The following is a 14849-nucleotide window of genomic DNA, read 5'->3' as shown; positions in this document are numbered from 1 at the left end:
TGAGCCCGCTCTCCCTTGTCCCGTCCTTCTTGGTTGGCGCCGCTGGAACCTGCGGTCAAGGGCGCGGGCGTCGCACCCTCAGGCTTCGGGTGCCGCCGTGGCGCGGGTTTGTGCCCAGCGGTTGACCCAGGCCAGCCCCGCCAGCGACAGGCCTAGGAGGAGGAAGGAAAAGACGCGCACCAGCCCCGCCAGTCCCGAAATGTCGATCAGAAAGACCTTGGCCACCGCCACTGCGATCACGGCGATCCCGGCCCGGCGCAACCCGTCAGAGCTGCGTGCCAGCGACTGGTAGAACAGCCCGGCCCCGGCCAGCAGCAGGGCGACGGTATAGCTGTACAACTCGCCGTCGGTGATACCGTTGGCCGTGTGCATCAATGTGCCGCCTTGCCAGGCGTGGCGGATCACAAGCCCCAGCCAAAAGAGCGCCAAGAGAGCACCGGGCGCGCCGATCACCACGCGCAGCCAGCGCCGCAGGTGGGTCAGCCGAAGCGCGCCGACCAACAGGGCCGCCGCCGGCAGCAGGTAGGCCGGGATCAGCGTGTTCACCCCGATCGGGCCGTGCACAACCTGTTCCTCGATAAGCGGATTGCCGAGAGTGACCCCCAGCGAGACCCAGATCAGCGCCACCAGGCCAAAGACGACAGCCAGACCGGCGCGTAGCCAGCGCAGCACGCCGCCCGCTTTCAGGCGTTCCAGCTGGGCCAGCGCGGTGCCGGTCCAAATCGTTGCATACAGGCCAAGCGCCCAGTGCGCCTCTTTCGGGACATGGCCCACGTAGGCTTCGATGGCGTGGTAAAGCGTCAGGCTGACCGTCATGCCGCCCACCGACCAGGCGGCGCTTTCCAGAAAGACCTGTGCGCGGGGTCTTGGCCGGGGCTGGCCCAGCATCAACGCGCCCAGCAGGGCGGCAAGGGTTCCGCCATAGGCGCCCAGCATCTCGACCGCCGGCGCCTCCAGCGCCCAGTCGAGCCCCGGCTGGATCAACAGCCGATAACCCAACGCCAGCACGCCCATCGCGACAAAGCCGGTCATCTGCGGCAGGTCGAACCGTCGGTCCAGCGCGGTCGCGCTGACCACCACCGCCGCCAGTGCCAGCGTCAGCGCGGCATCGGTCAGCAGGATGGTCAGGGCAAAGGCGATGCAGGCCAGGGCCGAGACCGTGGCCAAGGCCGGCCGCAGGCGGTCCGTTGTGTCGGCGCGGGCAAACCGGGCGGCCTTGGCCACCATCAGCCCGGCCAGAGCCAGCGCATGCAGTGCCCAGGGCCAGGTGCCGATCATCATCGCCGGGTGCCAGCCGAATTCCAGCGCCAAGCCAGCAAGCGGCGCAATCAGAGCCGCTGCTGCTGCCCAGGTGGCATGGCCTCCGGATTGCAGGCTGCGCCAGGCCGCGGCCAGCCCGGGCAGGACTGCTGCCAGCAGGATCAGCGTGAAATCCATCAGCATCCGCTGTTCGGTCAGGTCCTGCCCGGCTATGAATCGAGCCGTCAGCACGTCCTGCGCCGGGGCATTCAGATCCGGCAGGCCGATCAGCGCCAGCAGGGTCAGCACCGGCAGCGCCGCCAGTTCCTGCAATGCGGGCGCGCCGCGTGACCACAGCGCCAATGCCACGGCAAGGCCGGAGGCAAGCGCCAGCGACAGCCACCAGGTCAGTGCGCTTTCAGGGGCGGCATACCCGAGGATCGCGCAAGAGGCGGCCAGTGTGCCCAGGGCCAGGATCAGCGGAAAACCGGGACGCCCGCGTGCCCCTGTCTCCAGCACCGATTGTACAAGGCCCGGTCCCTGATGGTCGGGCGCCAGTCCGCGTGAGGGGATCAGCAGTACCATGATCACCAGCGCGACGCCAAAGGCTCCCAGGCCTGCCATCATTGTCTCGCCGCCCGACGCGGCCAGCAGCAGCCCGGCGCCAATTGCCAGAACCACCGACAGCACGCTGACCCAGGCCCAGCGGCGCAGGGTGTCAATGCCAAGTCCCATGCCCGCGAGCAGGCCGAAATAGACCAGGAACCACTCTGGCGCGTTGCTTTGCCCGCCGACGACAAAGGGGGCGCCCATGCCGCCGATCAGCCCGATGGCTGCCAGCAGAGGGCCGTGCCGCCAACCCAGAACCAGCCCGAACAGTGCGACACCGAACAGCGCCGCCAAGGCGGATTCCGGCCCGACGAGGTCATACAGAAGACGTGCCGCAAGGACGCCCCCCATCAGAGAGACGAGGCCTGCCCCCGACAACACCGAGGGCAGGTAGATGGTCGAGCTGCTTTCGTCGTCGCCGAACCGTCGGCGGATCGTCTCGCCTCCGCCGATCAGGGCCGCGCCGAACACAAGCGCCGCGATCACGCGGGCGGTCGGTGTCAACAGCCCGATCTCGATGCCGTATTGGACCAGGAAGACCCCGGCCAGCGACAGAGACACGGCGGCAATGGCGTAGAACCAGTTTTCCTGCAGCCAGCGCCCCAGCCGGTCAAAGGCCGACGGCGCCGCAGGGGCCGGGGCGGAGGGACGGGGCGCTTCGGTCCGGGGCGGCGTAGTCCGGGGCGCGAGAGACCTTGACGCGTCGGCCTGATTCGAAGGCGCCTTGGGCGCCTCTCCGGGCGCGGGCGACAGGTTGGCCGGCTCTGGTGCAGTGGATCGGGCGGCGTCCCGCGGTACAGTGGCGGTCACGGCGACGGGCCTTGGCCCCTCTCTGGGGACAGGCCGGGTGGTTTGCGCAAGGCTGCGTTCGAGATCCTGCAGGCGGGCTTGCAAGGCGCGTACTTCGCGGCGCGTACGAACCTGCATGATGACCATGACGATCACCACGATGGGCAGGGCCAGAAGGCCCAATCCCAGAATGACGAGTAGCGCTTCCATCCGTCGAGGGTCTCCGATGGCTTCGGTCGCGCAGTCTAGGACGGCGGGCTGGCACTGCACAGGTCCGGAATGCCGGACCCCGGGCGCGGCGCTGGATCAGCCTTTGTTCTGCATCACCAGCCCGCTGAGAGATGTGCGGATGATCGCCCGGACAGAGGGGCGTTTGCCCTTGCCAAAGGGCAGCGGGCGGCAGACCTCCATCGCCGCGACGCCGACGCGGGCCGTCAGGGCACCGTTGACCATGCCCTCGCCAAAGCGCCGCGACAGCTTGCCCAGCAGGCCGCCGCCCAGGATCGGCTCCAGCATGTCGTCGCCCACCGCCACGGCCCCCGTGGCGACGAGGTGGGACATCACCGCCCGTGTCAGCCGCCAGCTGCCCAGCGTGCCCGAACGCCCGCCATAGATTTCGGCGATGCGGCGGATCATCCGCAGGTTGGCGGTCAGCGCTGCCACCACGTCGGCCAGCGCCAGCGGCACCAGCGCCGTCACCGTCGCCACCTGTCGCGCCGCCGCCTCGACCTCGCGCCGGGCGGCGGCATCCAGTGGCGCCAGCAGCGAATCCTCGGCATGAGTCAGCAATCCCGAGGCGTCGAAAATCTCGTCCCGCCGGGACTTCAGCCTGTCCCGGCCCCAGCGCGTGTCCTCGCGCCCCTTGTAGAGCGTCACCAAATCGTCGGTCAGCTTGCGCGCGCCGGCAAGGTCCTCGTCGGCCAGGGCGGTTTCGGCGGCGTGGTGCAGCGCGTCGATCCGGGCGAGCCGCGAGAAGGCCGCGATTTCCTTGATGATGATCATCAGGCAGACAAGGCCGAAGGCGGCAACAAGCGCCGTCACGGCCCAGCCCAGCAGTGCGTTGCTGGCGATCAGGTCGGTTACAAAGCGCCAGGCCGCGATCGAGACCAGCGTGCCCACCAGCGCCAGCAGCAGCCGCCAGAACCAACGTGCCAGCGGCGAGGGATCACGGGTGGCCAGCGCCGCGACGGTGGTCATCGCGGTGCCCTCTGGCGGGGGCAGGTGCGGTTCGGGGACGGGCGGCGCCTCGGAAGGGCTGGGCGCGGTTGCGTCGTCTTCGAGGTCGATCAGGACGGGACCCTTGGGGGGCTGGCTCATGTCACGGGCTCCTTGATGGCACCCGCATCGCGGCGCCATAGGTAGTGGATATCGGGCAGGCCTTCCTCGTTTTCGCCAGCGGTGCGACCGGTCTCGGCAAAACCGTGGCGCAGGTAGAACCGTTGCGCACCCGCGTTCTGCTGAAAGGTCCAGAGTTCCAGCCGATCGGTCCGGGCCTTGGCGTTGTTCAGCAAGGCGCTGCCCAGCCGCCGACCCTGCGCCCAGCCCGCCACGAAAAGCGCGTGGATCTCGCTTCCTTCGCGGGCGAGGAAGCCCGCCACCTCCGGCCCCAGTTCCGCCACCGTGACCCACCCCCGGTCGATCAGCGTCCCGGCGTGCGCGATATCCTGCGCGGCCGAATGCAGGCGCGGCTTCCATGCGCGCGCCTCCACCGCCTCGGTGATCATCGCGCCCAGCCGTCCGGCATCGCCCGGGTCCGCGGCGCGCAGGGTGATCGTCGCGGTCGTCACAGCCGGTCCCCGATGAGGAATTGCGCCGCGCGGTCCAGCCGGATGTGCGGCGGGCCTTCACCGGGTTTCAGGGTCAGCGGCGCGGGTGCGAAATTCATCACCGAGTAATCCTGATCGAGCCAGTTTTCCGCCCCGTTGCGGGCGCTGCCCAGCAGATGCGCAGGGTCCTCCGGCAATTCGCCGGGGTAGAAAGCGGCCTGTTTGCCGCTGTCCATCAGGGTGCCGCGCACGCAGGGCAGCTCGTTGCCCTGGTGGGTCATCATCTGTTCGGTCGTGGCGCGCAGGGCTGCAATGGACATGGCCTGCGTTTCTGCCCCGGCAAAGCGCGCCCGGTCGCGCGCCTCGCGGGTCAGGGCCTCCATGATGCCGGTCAGGCGGCCATGTTGCAGGTGGTGGAGGTGATCGGCCTTGGTGGCGGCGAACAGGATCTTTTCCACCCGCTTGCCCATCAGAAGATTGGTCAGGAAGGCATTGGTTCCGGGGCGGAAGGCGGTCAGGATCTCGGCCAGGGTGCGGCGCAGATCCTCCATCGCGCGCGGCCCGGCGTGAATCGCGCCGAGCGCGTCCACCAGCACGATCTGGCGGTCGATGCGGCTGAAGTGGTCGCGGAAGAAGGGTTTGACGACACGCGCCTTGTAACTGTCATAGCGTCGTTCGAATTCGCGGTAGAGCGAGCGGCGCGGGGCGCCATCGATCGGTGGCAGCGGCGCAAAGGTCAGCACGGGCGAGCCTTCCAGTTCGCCCGGCAGCAGGAAGCGCCCCGGCGAACAGTCGGAAAACCCGGCGCCGCGGGCGCTGTGCAGGCTCTGTGTGTAGGCCTCTGAAAGCGCGCGGGCGCGGGTCTCGTCGAGTTCCGCGCTGGCGTCCTCCGACCGGAGCCGGTCCAGCGTTTCCGGCCCGCCGGGACGCAGCTTCAGCCGTTCCAGCATGTCCTGCGACCACTCGGTATAGGATTTCTCCATCAGCGAAAGGTCCAGCAACCATTCACCGGGGTAATCCACGATATCGATATGCAGCGTGCGCGGCCCCTGCAGGCCCGACAGCAGCCCGGCGGGACGGATTTTCAGCGACAGGCGCAGTTCGGACACGGCGCGGGTGCTGTCCGGCCACTGTGGCGTCCGGGCGGTCAGGGCGCCCAGATGGGTTTCATAGTCGAAGCGCGGCAGCGTGTCGTCGGGTTGGGGCTGGAGAAAGGCCGAAAGGATGCGTTGTTCGCTTTCGGCCACCAGCTGAGACATGCGGGCGCGGTCCATCAGGTTCGCCACCAGCGAGGTGATGAAGACGGTCTTGCCGGCCCGCGACAACCCGGTGACGCCCAGCCGCAGGGTCGGCTCGAAAAAGGTTTCCGACAGGGTGCCGGTGACATTCTCGACGCTGCGGGTGAGCGTGTCGGCGATGGCGCCAATGACCATGAGTTCCGGGCCTTTCCCTTCGGTTCGGATGCGAACTTAGTCATTGCCGCGGTGCGGGGCCAGAGGCGGGCGGGGGGAATGTGGGCAATGTTGCGCCCCGCGCGCGGCACGCCTCCCACCCGCCCATCCCCGTCTTGCCGCGCGCGGGACAGCCCGGCGGGATTGCCCTTGGCCCGGCGTGCGGCTAGGAGGCGCGTCATGCCCAGGTATGCGCTCTTGGTGGAATATGACGGCCGTCCCTTTGCGGGTTGGCAGCGGCAGGCGGATCAGCCTTCGGTTCAGGCGGCCATCGAGGCCGCGCTGGCCCGGCTGGAGCCGCGTGACCATACCATCGCTGCGGCCGGGCGAACCGATGCAGGGGTTCATGCGCGCGGTCAGGTGGCCCATTGCGACATGGACAAGACCTGGGACCCGTTTCGCCTGTCCGAAGCGCTGAACTTTCACCTCAAGCCCTCACCGGTGGCAATCCGCGCCGCAGCGGCGGTTTCCGACGAGTGGCACGCACGGTTTTCGGCGGTCGAGCGGCGCTACCTGTTCCGGCTGTTGATGCGGCGGGCGCCTGCCACGCTGGAGGCCGGACAGGTCTGGCGCGTCAACCACGAACTGGACGTCGAGGCGATGCGCGACGGCGCGGCCTACCTGCTGGGTCAGCACGACTTCACCACATTCCGGTCGGTCATGTGCCAGGCGAAATCGCCGGTCAAGACGATGGATGAAATCACCATCAGGCGGGTCGAGGGGCTGGCCGGACCCGAAGTGCATTTCTTCCTGCGCGCCCGGAGTTTCCTGCACAACCAGGTGCGCTCTATCGTTGGCACGCTGGAACGGGTCGGCGCCGGTGCCTGGGCGCCGGAGGACGTGAGGACCGCGCTTGAGGCGCAGTCGCGCGCTGCCTGCGGGCCCGTTTGCCCGCCGGACGGACTGAGCCTGATGGGCGTCGGCTATCCGGACGATCCTTTCGCCTGAGACGGCCCGCGGCCCTGCGAATTGTGGGCCCAAAAGGCACCCGTCGGAGCGGGATCAGCGGTGGAACAGGACCGGGAACCAATCCTCGCGCAGACGCTGGCCCTCTGCCATGTCGTGACCGGGAAAGGACGGCGAGGTGGGGCCGGGGCGCGTGACATAACGCGCGTCATCCCCCACCAGCCGCAGCGAAAAGGCACGGCGCCGTGTCGGGCTGTCATTGCCGCGCGCACCGTGCAGGATGGCAAAGTTGAAGGCCACGGCGTCACCCGGCTCCAGCGCCCATTCGAGAACCTCCATGCCCTCGGCGTCCGGATCCGGCACCGGCATGTAGGCATCCGCGTCGGGATAGAAATCCTCTTCGGACAGCCAGCGCGTCGGCAGCACGGGCTTTTCCCAGAGGTGCGATCCGGCGACGCAGCGCAGAGTGGCCTCGCGCACCGGGTCCAGCGGGCTCCAGAAACTGACTGTCTGGCGGCCCTGGACAAAGTAATACGGGCCGTCCTGGTGCCAGGGCGTGGGCTTTGACGTGCCCGGTTCCTTGACCAGAACATGATCGTGGAACAGCTGCGCGCTGTCCGACCGCATCAGGTCGGCGGCCACCTCGGCCACGGGAGAGCTGCGGATGACCTCTTCGAACTCGGGGATGCGCTGCCAGTTGCAGTAGTCATCAAAGAAACGCCCGGCCTCACCTTCCTTGAGGTTTTCAGCCGCGTAGGGCCCCGGCTCTGCCATGTTGCGGGCCACACCGGCGCGCAGGGATTCGACCTGGTCGGCCCAGAGACCCCGCACAACCACCACGCCGTTGCGCTGGTAATCGTCGATGTCGGCCTGGGTCAGCAATGGGTGGGGCATGGGACTCTCCTGAATTTGGGCGGAGAGAAGCACGGGGCGCCGGTGTGGGCAAGCGGCGCCCGGGTCAGTCGTTGTCGATGTCACCCGCGCCTGCGCCGGCACTGCGCGAACTGTCCGATGCCGGGACATATGTCCGCGCCGCGAGGGAGGACAGCCGGTTCATCAAAGGCGGCTCCACCGCGATGCGCGGCGGCAGGGCTGCGGCCCCGTCCCGGTCGGGATCGGTTTCCAAAAGCAACCGGGGCAATCCGTCCTCGCTTTGTCCCAGCTCGGCTTGCGCGATGTGCAGTCCGGCCAGCCGGGCATAGGCCGGAGCCAGCGCCTCGTCCCCTGATTGCAGGGTGAGGGTGATCCGTGGGCCGGCAAGATCGACGGCGCGCCGGATGTCCTCGACCAGCAGCGGAAGGCGCAGGATCGGGCTGTCGCCGGGATCGGACAGCGCGTCCAGCAAGGCCTGCGGCTCTCCGCCGCCGGCAAGGAACTGCACCGCAGCGGCGCCAAAGACCTGGGCCTGGTGCGGCGGGAAGCCGGCGCCGCGCGCGGCCTTTTGCGCGAGGGCGGCTATTTCATTGGCGGAATAGCTCATGCGCCCAACCCCGCAAGCCACCAGTCATCGGCCCGCGCAGTCCCCAGGTCCTCTGGCAGCGGGGCTCCCTGGGCAAGGGTGATGCGGGTCCAGCGGTCGGATTTCGGATCGAACTTGGTGGCGCCGAAAAAGGCCAGCTTGCAGCGCAGCATGTCGATCGGCAGACAGCTTTCGGCGATCAGGTTGTCCCGGATTTCGGCATAGGGATGCGCGACCAGACAGGCGACCCGGGCGAGGGCCAGTTCATGTTCGGGCCGTGCGGAGCGAAAGGCGCGCAGGTCCGTGACGCCGTCCAGCGCACGCCAAAGCGCTTGTACGCGCCGCCCAATGTCCAGCGGGCTTTCACGTTCTGCCCCGGGGTCGTCGAAACGATCGCCCAGCCGGGGTTCCAGCTTTTCTTCGGAAACGTACCAGAAGCGGCGTTGCTGTGCGGCCTCGTTGAAATCCAACTGCAGCGCCCAGTCGAAATGCGTTTCGATGGTCGCGCGCAGGGATCGGGCGTCCTCGAATCCATTTGCCGGCGGGGCCAGCGGGTCGGTCATGGCCGATGCGAGGTCGTCGACGATGTCTCCGAACGGTTCCAGCGCCAGCGCGACACACAGTTCCTGTGTATCGACCGAGAATGCCTCGGACCGGCGGATAAGCGCGTCGATGGGCGCGTCGTCCGGCAGGTCCTCGACAAAGCCGCGCAGTGCCGGCCATTCGGTCCGGATCCGGTCGATCCGCGCCTGATGGTCCGGGTTCGGCACCTGCCATTCATCAAGGTGCGCGGCGACACGGTCGCACAGATCGGTCAGCCGGGAGCGATTTGCCGGGTCCAGCGCGGGCAGGGCGCGGACCCTTGCCAGCGCGGTTTCGCGTGCCTGCATCCAGTTGTTCAGCAGAACGGGATGCGACACCAGGAAGGGGGCCATGCCCAGCCCGGTTGAATTGCCGATGCCAAGGTGGCGTTTTAGGGCCGGATAAAGGGCCGCGCCGCCAAGATGTTCGACAAGATCGTGGGTAAAGCTCCGGATGAGCCAGACCGTCAGCATCTCGGCGGCAAAGGCACCCTCGATCCCGGGGCGGTCCGCGATCAGGCCCCGGTCGGCGATGCCGAACTTGCCATTTCCGTAGACCGCCGTTGTCCGCATCAGATAGCCGACCCGGTTGACCAAGTCCGCATCCGGTTGCTGGCCTTTACGCAGGCGCTCGACCACATGGGCAAAGAGCCGCAGGGACTTGTTCGCGCGCGACAGCACGAGGTCTCTTTCCGTGTAGCGGGCGGCCTCCTGTTGCGGGGCGGCGGCGCAGATGCGGGCGATTTCCTCGGCGTCGGGGATGCCGTCGTAAAGGACATAGGCCGTGTCCCAGGCCGTTGCGATCACGCGGTCAGTGCGCATCTCGTCGGGGAGGTGGGTCGAGACGGCGACAAGGCTGTAGTCGTACCCGCCCAATGCAATGGTATAGACCGCATGGCCGAAACCATCTGCGCCGATGTTCCAGACCGGGCGCCGCAGCCTGGCGCCTTCGGCGGCCAGGCGCCGGGTCAGAACCCGCAGAAAGCTCAACCGGGTTGGAAAGCTGGCGCCCATGCGGTGCAGGCGCATGACCTGTGACGGCGGGCGCAGACCGGTCCGGGGCGAGGGGCAGGCGAGATCCTTCATGTGGTGACTGTGCCAGCTAGATCGCAAGCTGGGAAGGGCCTGCCGGGCTTGCGTCAGGGCCCTGCACCGTGAAAGGCTGCGCTATCGGCAAGGGGGATGGCATGTCGGCAGCGGATGCGATCGACGCGAACATCGTGCAACGGGCGCGGGCCTTGCGCCATGCACTGCACCGGGCGCCGGAATTGTCCGGGGCCGAACATGCCACTGCCCTGCGCATCGCCGCAGAGATGCGGACCCTGGGTGCGTCCGAGGTCATTACCGGGCTGGGGAGAACCGGCGTGGCGGCGGTCTTTGGCAAAGGGGAAGGCGGGCTTTTGATCCGGTGCGAACTGGACGCCCTGCCGATCGAGGAAACGGGCACGCCCGAATGGCGGTCGGAACAGCCCGGTGTGGCGCATCTTTGCGGGCACGATGGCCACATGGCGATCCTGCACGCGGTGGCGCAGGCCCTGTCGCGAAACCCGCCCACGGGTCGGGTGATCCTGTTGTTCCAGCCGGCCGAAGAAACCGGCGCGGGCGCGCGCGCCGTGCTGGCGGACCCGCGCTTTGCGACGCTGGGCGCGCGGATGGCGGTTTCCTTGCACAATCTGCCCGGTTTGCCGCTGGGCGTTGTGGCCCTGCGAGAGGGGTCGGTCAACTGTGCCTCGCGCGGGTTGCGCGTGCGTTTGAACGGGCGAACCGCCCATGCCTCGCAGCCTGAGACGGGCCAGTCGCCGGGCGTGGCGCTGGCCGCCCTGATCCCGGGACTGGCGGGGCTCGGCCGGGATCTGCCGACCGACGACCCGGGGTTCCGGCTGGCCACCGTGACACATGCCCGGCTGGGTGTCCCGGCCTTTGGCGTAGCCCCGGGAGAAGCCGATCTTTACGTCACCCTGCGGACCCTGTTGGATGACCAGATGGCCGATCTCGAGGCCGAGGCACGCGGCATGATCGCCGGAGCGGCACGGGGCTTTGACACTGAAATCACGGTGCACGAGGCCTTTGGCCATTGCGTGAACGCGCCCGAGGCGGTGACCCTGCTGGAACGCGCGGTCGAAGGGCTGCCGCGCAGGGACGCCGCCGTGCCCATGCGCGCCTCGGAGGATTTCGGGCTGTTCGGCAGCAGGATGCCCTCTGCCATGTTCTTCCTTGGTGCCGGAGAGGAGGCGCCGGCGCTGCACAATCCGGACTATGATTTCCCGGACGAGCTGATCGGGATCGGCGCGTCTGTGTTTCTGCGCGCCATCGACGCGCAGGCCGGCTGAGGGCACGTCGGGAATACCGGACTGGCGGCGCGACCGCTTTCGGGCTCTCTGGGGCCATGACCGACACCATCTATTTCTACGCCCAGACCGACCCATACGGAGAGTTCTCGAACTTCGCGCCCTATGGCGTGGACAAGGAGGGCCTGTGGTGGCGCACGGTCGAGCATTATTTCCAGGCGATGAAGTTTCACGACATGGCCCACCGTGAACGCATCCGCCTGTGCTCGCGCCCGAAGCAGGCCAAGGCGCTGGGCATGTCCCGCGAGATCCCGCTGCGTGATGACTGGGAAGAGGTCAAGGACGGGATCATGCTCGAGGCCGTGCGGGACAAGTTCACCCTGCATCGGGGGCCGCGTGACCTGTTGCTGTCCACCCGAGATGCGCTGATCGTGGAGAACGCGCCAATGGATGCCTACTGGGGATGCGGGCCGGACGGGCAGGGGCTGAACCGGCTGGGTGAGATCCTGATGCAGGTGCGCGAGGAATTGCGTGGCTGAGGTCAGAACCGGGTGATGACCGTCGTGCCGCGCGCCTGAAAGCTGTCCATCGCCATCAGCGCTGGCACCGCCTCTTCCAGGCTGATCCGCTCTCCGATCAGCTGGTCAGGCGACAGCGCACCGCTGGCGATCATGTCCAGCATCGCACCGTAGCGATGCGCCTGCATGCCGTGGCTGCCGAGGATTTCCAGTTCCCAGCCGATCACGCGATCCATCGGCAGGGGCGGGCGGCTCTGGTCGGCCAGCAGCAAGCCGACCTGCACATGTCGGCCGCGCTTGCGCAGGCACAGGATCGAGTTGGCGCAGGTGTCGCGGTGGCCGAGTGCATCTATCGAAAGATGCGCGCCGCCGCGCGTCAGGTCGCGCACGGCCTCCGGGACGTTCCCGGCGCGCGCGTCCACGACGGCCGTGGCGCCCACGCCGCGCGCCATGTCCAGCTTGTTCGCGTCGATGTCCACCGCCAGGACCCGCGCGCCCATCGCCCGCGCGATCATGATGGCAGAGAGGCCCACGCCACCGCAGCCATGTACGGCGACCCATTCGCCGCCAGAGACCCGTCCCTGGTCGACCACGGCGCGGAAACTGGTGGCAAATCGGCAACCCAAGCTGGCCGCAGTGTCGAACGCCATGTCCGGCGGTAACCCGATGAGGTTCAGGTCGGCCTGCGGCAGGGCGACGTATTCGGCATGGCTGCCCCAATGGGTGAAGCCGGGCTGAAACTGGTTGTCGCAGACCTGTTGGTGCCCCGCGTGACATTCCGGGCAGTTGCCACAGGAGCAGATGAAGGGGACCGTCACCCGGTCGCCCTCTGACCAGTGCGTGACGCCGTCGCCAACCGCCGCGATATTGCCGGCCAATTCATGTCCGGGCACATGCGGCAGCTCGATGTCGGGGTCGTGCCCCATCCATCCGTGCCAATCGCTGCGGCAGAGGCCCGTCGCCTCGACCTTCAGCACGACGCCACCCGGTACGGGCGCGGGATCGGGCAGGGTGGTGATCCTCGGCGGCGCGCCGAAGGCTTCATAGAGCATGGCTTTCATTGGGTGTCCTTTCAGGCCCGGTCAGGCGGGACCAAAGCTCATCTCGTAGAACCGCAGCCAGTTGCCGCCCAGGAGGCCGTCCGTTTCGGCCCGCGAAAAGCCAATCTCGCGCAGCCCGTCGCGAATGTTGTCCCAGTCGCGGTTGTTCTGGAACCAGTCCGGCATCGGCGGGAACCCGGGCGCGGCGGCCGAGCCTTCGCCATAGTCGATGTTCTTGGTCCAGCGCCCCACGCGCATCCATTCGACGACGCTGTCCGGCTGGTCCTGACACAGGTCGCTGCCCATGCCGAGGTTGTCTGCCCCGTAGCGATCAGCGGCCTCTGCAACCATCTCGCAGAACCCGGTGAGGGAGCAATTCGTGCCGCCCGCCAAGTGATGCGGATAGAGCGAAAAGCCCAGCATCCCGCCGGAGTTGGTCAGGGCGCGCAGGACCTCGTCCGACTTGTTGCGCAGGGCGGGGTGCCACCAGTCGGGGTTGGCATGGGTGATGGCAATGGGGCGGGTCGAATGGTCGATTGCCTCCAGCGTCGAACGCTCTGCCGAATGGCTCATGTCGATGACCAACCCGACGCGGTTCATCTCTGCCACCACGGCGCGGCCCATGCGGGTCAGGCCTGTGTCGTCTTCCTCGTAGCAGCCGGACGCTAGCAGAGACTGGTTGTTGTAGGTCAGCTGCATGAAGCGCACGCCCAGCTGGTGTGCAATCTCGACAAGGCCGATGTCATCCTCGATGGGCGAGGGATTCTGAAACCCGAAAAAGACGGCGGTGCGGCCGGTCTCCTGAGCCTCGCGGACATGCGCCGCCTCTGTCCCGCGCATGATCAGATCGGGATAGCGTTCGAACCAGCGGTTCCAGCGTTCGAGGTTCAGCACCATCTCGCGAAAGCTTTCGTGGTAGGCGATGGTGACATGGATCGCGTCCACGCCGCCCGCGCGCAATTGGCGAAAGACCTTTTCGGAAAAGTTGCAGTATTGCAGGTTGTCGATAAGCGGTGCTGTCATGACGAAGACGCTAGCCCTGCGCGCTGTTTCACGCAATGCTGTCAACAGTGCCCCTTGGCTGCCTGTTCGTCCCGATGATCCGGAAGGGCCCGCGGCGGAATCCCTGACTTGTGCTGAAGGCAGGCTCTGGCCGATCCTTCGGCAACCGTGGCAGAAGGTGCAGGGCGCAATGTTCCAGGCAGCGCAAGACATGGACGCGGGTGCAAGCCCGGCCCCTACGATGGGTGTCCTGTCCAGTGAACGGGTGAGGGCCGTGCCGGGCACTGACCCCTGCACCGGGCGCATCCACTGGGCCCCGGCAAAGTCCATCTGGTGGTTTGTGCATGCGCTTGGCGGTGTTCTGGCGATTACGGATTTTCCGTCCTGGGGTGGTCTGGCAGTATTCCTGCTGCTGACGGGGATCACCATTTGCGCGGGTCATTCCGTCGGCATGCACCGCCTGCTGATCCATCGCAGTTTCGAGACCTCCAAGCCCTTGGAGTATCTACTTGTCTGGTTGGGTGTCCTTGTCAGCATGGCGGGGCCCTTTGGCATGATCCGCGCCCATGACATGCGCGACTGGCACCAGCGACAGGCCAACTGCCCACCGCATCCGTCGCACGGCGCCGGGCCGCTGAAAGACGCTTGGTGGCAGATGCACTGCGAATTCCGCCTCGACCATCCGCCGGTCTTCGAGATCGAGCCAGAGATCGCGCTGGACCCGGTCTATCGCTGGATGGAACGGATGTGGTGGGCGCAGCAACTGCCCGTTGCGCTGGTGCTGTTTGTCTTTGGCGGCTGGGGCTGGGTTTTCTGGGGCGTGTCGCTGCGGATCTTAGTCTCGCTGACCGGGCACTGGGCCATCGGACACGCGGCCCACAAGGGTGGCCAGCAGGACTGGACCATCGATGGGCTGCCGGTGCAGGGATACAACCTGCCGGGCTTTGGCCCAATCACCTTTGGGGAGAACTGGCACGGCAATCACCATGCCTTTCCGCATTCCGCACGGCTGGGCGTCCTTCCGGGACAGTCGGATCCGGGCTTTCGTTTGATCCAGGCGCTGGCCTGGCTGGGGCTGGCCCGCGGCATCCGCCTGCCGCACAGCGCCCCGCGGCGCGCCGGTCTGCGGCGGCTAGACTGAGACGCCCGTGTTTTAACGCTTTTCTTTCGCCCGTTATCCGTCTATCTGCGCGGCATGATG

The 14849-nt window shown here is 67.4% G+C and carries 13 protein-coding genes; 4 read left to right on the top strand and 9 right to left on the bottom strand.

All coding sequences use genetic code 11. The features are described from left to right. Positions 1-78: 78 nt before the first annotated feature. From ACQY5B_RS17420 to ACQY5B_RS17405, 4 genes are all read right to left on the bottom strand, one after another. A complete protein-coding gene (locus ACQY5B_RS17420) occupies positions 79-2847 on the bottom strand; it encodes a DUF2339 domain-containing protein (protein ID WP_420328253.1) in 2769 nt (922 codons plus the stop codon). A gap of 96 nt (positions 2848-2943) precedes the next feature. After that, on the bottom strand, positions 2944-3954 hold the full coding sequence (locus ACQY5B_RS17415) for a YcjF family protein (protein ID WP_420328254.1): 1011 nt from the start codon (positions 3952-3954) through the stop codon (positions 2944-2946). Beyond that, on the bottom strand, positions 3951-4424 hold the full coding sequence (locus ACQY5B_RS17410; protein ID WP_420328256.1) for a GNAT family N-acetyltransferase: 474 nt from the start codon (positions 4422-4424) through the stop codon (positions 3951-3953). Before ACQY5B_RS17410 ends, ACQY5B_RS17415 begins: the two co-directional genes overlap by 4 nt. Further along, complete coding sequence (locus ACQY5B_RS17405; RefSeq protein WP_420328257.1) at positions 4421-5836, bottom strand: YcjX family GTP-binding protein; 1416 nt, start codon at positions 5834-5836, stop codon at positions 4421-4423. Before ACQY5B_RS17405 ends, ACQY5B_RS17410 begins: the two co-directional genes overlap by 4 nt. A gap of 198 nt (positions 5837-6034) precedes the next feature. Between ACQY5B_RS17405 and truA the strand changes: the two genes are divergently transcribed. After that, on the top strand, positions 6035-6802 hold the full coding sequence (truA, locus tag ACQY5B_RS17400; RefSeq protein ID WP_420328259.1) for a tRNA pseudouridine(38-40) synthase TruA: 768 nt from the start codon (positions 6035-6037) through the stop codon (positions 6800-6802). Between the two features lie 54 nt (positions 6803-6856). Here the strand turns inward: truA and ACQY5B_RS17395 are convergent, their stop codons facing one another. The 3 genes from ACQY5B_RS17395 to ACQY5B_RS17385 form a co-directional block, all read right to left on the bottom strand. Next, the gene (locus tag ACQY5B_RS17395) at positions 6857-7654 is read right to left on the bottom strand and encodes a phytanoyl-CoA dioxygenase family protein (protein WP_420328260.1); all 798 of its coding nucleotides are present in this window, start codon (positions 7652-7654) and stop codon (positions 6857-6859) included. Between the two features lie 64 nt (positions 7655-7718). Then, positions 7719-8240, bottom strand: coding sequence for a hypothetical protein (locus ACQY5B_RS17390; RefSeq protein WP_420328261.1), 522 nt, complete (start codon positions 8238-8240; stop codon positions 7719-7721). Then, on the bottom strand, positions 8237-9886 hold the full coding sequence (locus ACQY5B_RS17385; protein ID WP_420328263.1) for a hypothetical protein: 1650 nt from the start codon (positions 9884-9886) through the stop codon (positions 8237-8239). Before ACQY5B_RS17385 ends, ACQY5B_RS17390 begins: the two co-directional genes overlap by 4 nt. 101 nt (positions 9887-9987) lie before the next feature. Here ACQY5B_RS17385 and ACQY5B_RS17380 point away from each other — a divergent pair, with 101 nt between their 5' ends. Then, positions 9988-11130, top strand: a complete 1143-nt coding sequence (locus ACQY5B_RS17380) for an amidohydrolase (protein ID WP_420328265.1) — start codon at positions 9988-9990, stop codon at positions 11128-11130. A 56-nt stretch (positions 11131-11186) separates the two neighbouring features. Next, the gene (ybiA, locus tag ACQY5B_RS17375; RefSeq protein WP_420328267.1) at positions 11187-11627 is read left to right on the top strand and encodes a riboflavin biosynthesis intermediates N-glycosidase; all 441 of its coding nucleotides are present in this window, start codon (positions 11187-11189) and stop codon (positions 11625-11627) included. Between the two features lie 2 nt (positions 11628-11629). Here ybiA and ACQY5B_RS17370 read toward each other — a convergent pair whose 3' ends face one another. Together ACQY5B_RS17370 and ACQY5B_RS17365 are read right to left on the bottom strand one after the other, a co-directional pair. Beyond that, positions 11630-12667, bottom strand: a complete 1038-nt coding sequence (locus ACQY5B_RS17370) for a zinc-dependent alcohol dehydrogenase family protein (RefSeq protein ID WP_420328268.1) — start codon at positions 12665-12667, stop codon at positions 11630-11632. Positions 12668-12688: 21 nt separating this feature from the next. Beyond that, entirely contained in the window at positions 12689-13669 is a 981-nt protein-coding gene (locus ACQY5B_RS17365) for a membrane dipeptidase (protein WP_420328270.1), read from the bottom strand. Positions 13670-13838: 169 nt separating this feature from the next. On the opposite strand from ACQY5B_RS17365, the gene ACQY5B_RS17360 reads away from it, so the two are divergent. Then, complete coding sequence (locus ACQY5B_RS17360; RefSeq protein WP_420328271.1) at positions 13839-14789, top strand: acyl-CoA desaturase; 951 nt, start codon at positions 13839-13841, stop codon at positions 14787-14789. Positions 14790-14849 lie beyond the last annotated feature (60 nt).

The sequence above is a fragment of the Antarctobacter sp. genome, from assembly GCF_965277915.1.
GTDB lineage: Bacteria > Pseudomonadota > Alphaproteobacteria > Rhodobacterales > Rhodobacteraceae > Antarctobacter.
The sequence above is the reverse complement of the archived record's forward strand: the minus strand, read 5'-3'. Positions and strand labels throughout refer to the sequence as shown.

What these genes read in the sequence shown, in the direction of transcription:
- truA (WP_420328259.1), top strand. Translation starts at nt 6,035, where the DNA reads ATGCCCAGGTATGCGCTCTTGGTGGAATATGACGGCCGTCCCTTTGCG.
- ACQY5B_RS17380 (WP_420328265.1), top strand. Translation starts at nt 9,988, where the DNA reads ATGTCGGCAGCGGATGCGATCGACGCGAACATCGTGCAACGGGCGCGG.
- ACQY5B_RS17365 (WP_420328270.1), bottom strand. Translation starts at nt 13,669, where the DNA reads ATGACAGCACCGCTTATCGACAACCTGCAATACTGCAACTTTTCCGAA.
- ACQY5B_RS17360 (WP_420328271.1), top strand. Translation starts at nt 13,839, where the DNA reads ATGTTCCAGGCAGCGCAAGACATGGACGCGGGTGCAAGCCCGGCCCCT.
- ACQY5B_RS17385 (WP_420328263.1), bottom strand. Translation starts at nt 9,886, where the DNA reads ATGAAGGATCTCGCCTGCCCCTCGCCCCGGACCGGTCTGCGCCCGCCG.
- ACQY5B_RS17395 (WP_420328260.1), bottom strand. Translation starts at nt 7,654, where the DNA reads ATGCCCCACCCATTGCTGACCCAGGCCGACATCGACGATTACCAGCGC.
- ACQY5B_RS17370 (WP_420328268.1), bottom strand. Translation starts at nt 12,667, where the DNA reads ATGAAAGCCATGCTCTATGAAGCCTTCGGCGCGCCGCCGAGGATCACC.
- ybiA (WP_420328267.1), top strand. Translation starts at nt 11,187, where the DNA reads ATGACCGACACCATCTATTTCTACGCCCAGACCGACCCATACGGAGAG.
- ACQY5B_RS17405 (WP_420328257.1), bottom strand. Translation starts at nt 5,836, where the DNA reads ATGGTCATTGGCGCCATCGCCGACACGCTCACCCGCAGCGTCGAGAAT.
- ACQY5B_RS17390 (WP_420328261.1), bottom strand. Translation starts at nt 8,240, where the DNA reads ATGAGCTATTCCGCCAATGAAATAGCCGCCCTCGCGCAAAAGGCCGCG.
- ACQY5B_RS17420 (WP_420328253.1), bottom strand. Translation starts at nt 2,847, where the DNA reads ATGGAAGCGCTACTCGTCATTCTGGGATTGGGCCTTCTGGCCCTGCCC.
- ACQY5B_RS17415 (WP_420328254.1), bottom strand. Translation starts at nt 3,954, where the DNA reads ATGAGCCAGCCCCCCAAGGGTCCCGTCCTGATCGACCTCGAAGACGAC.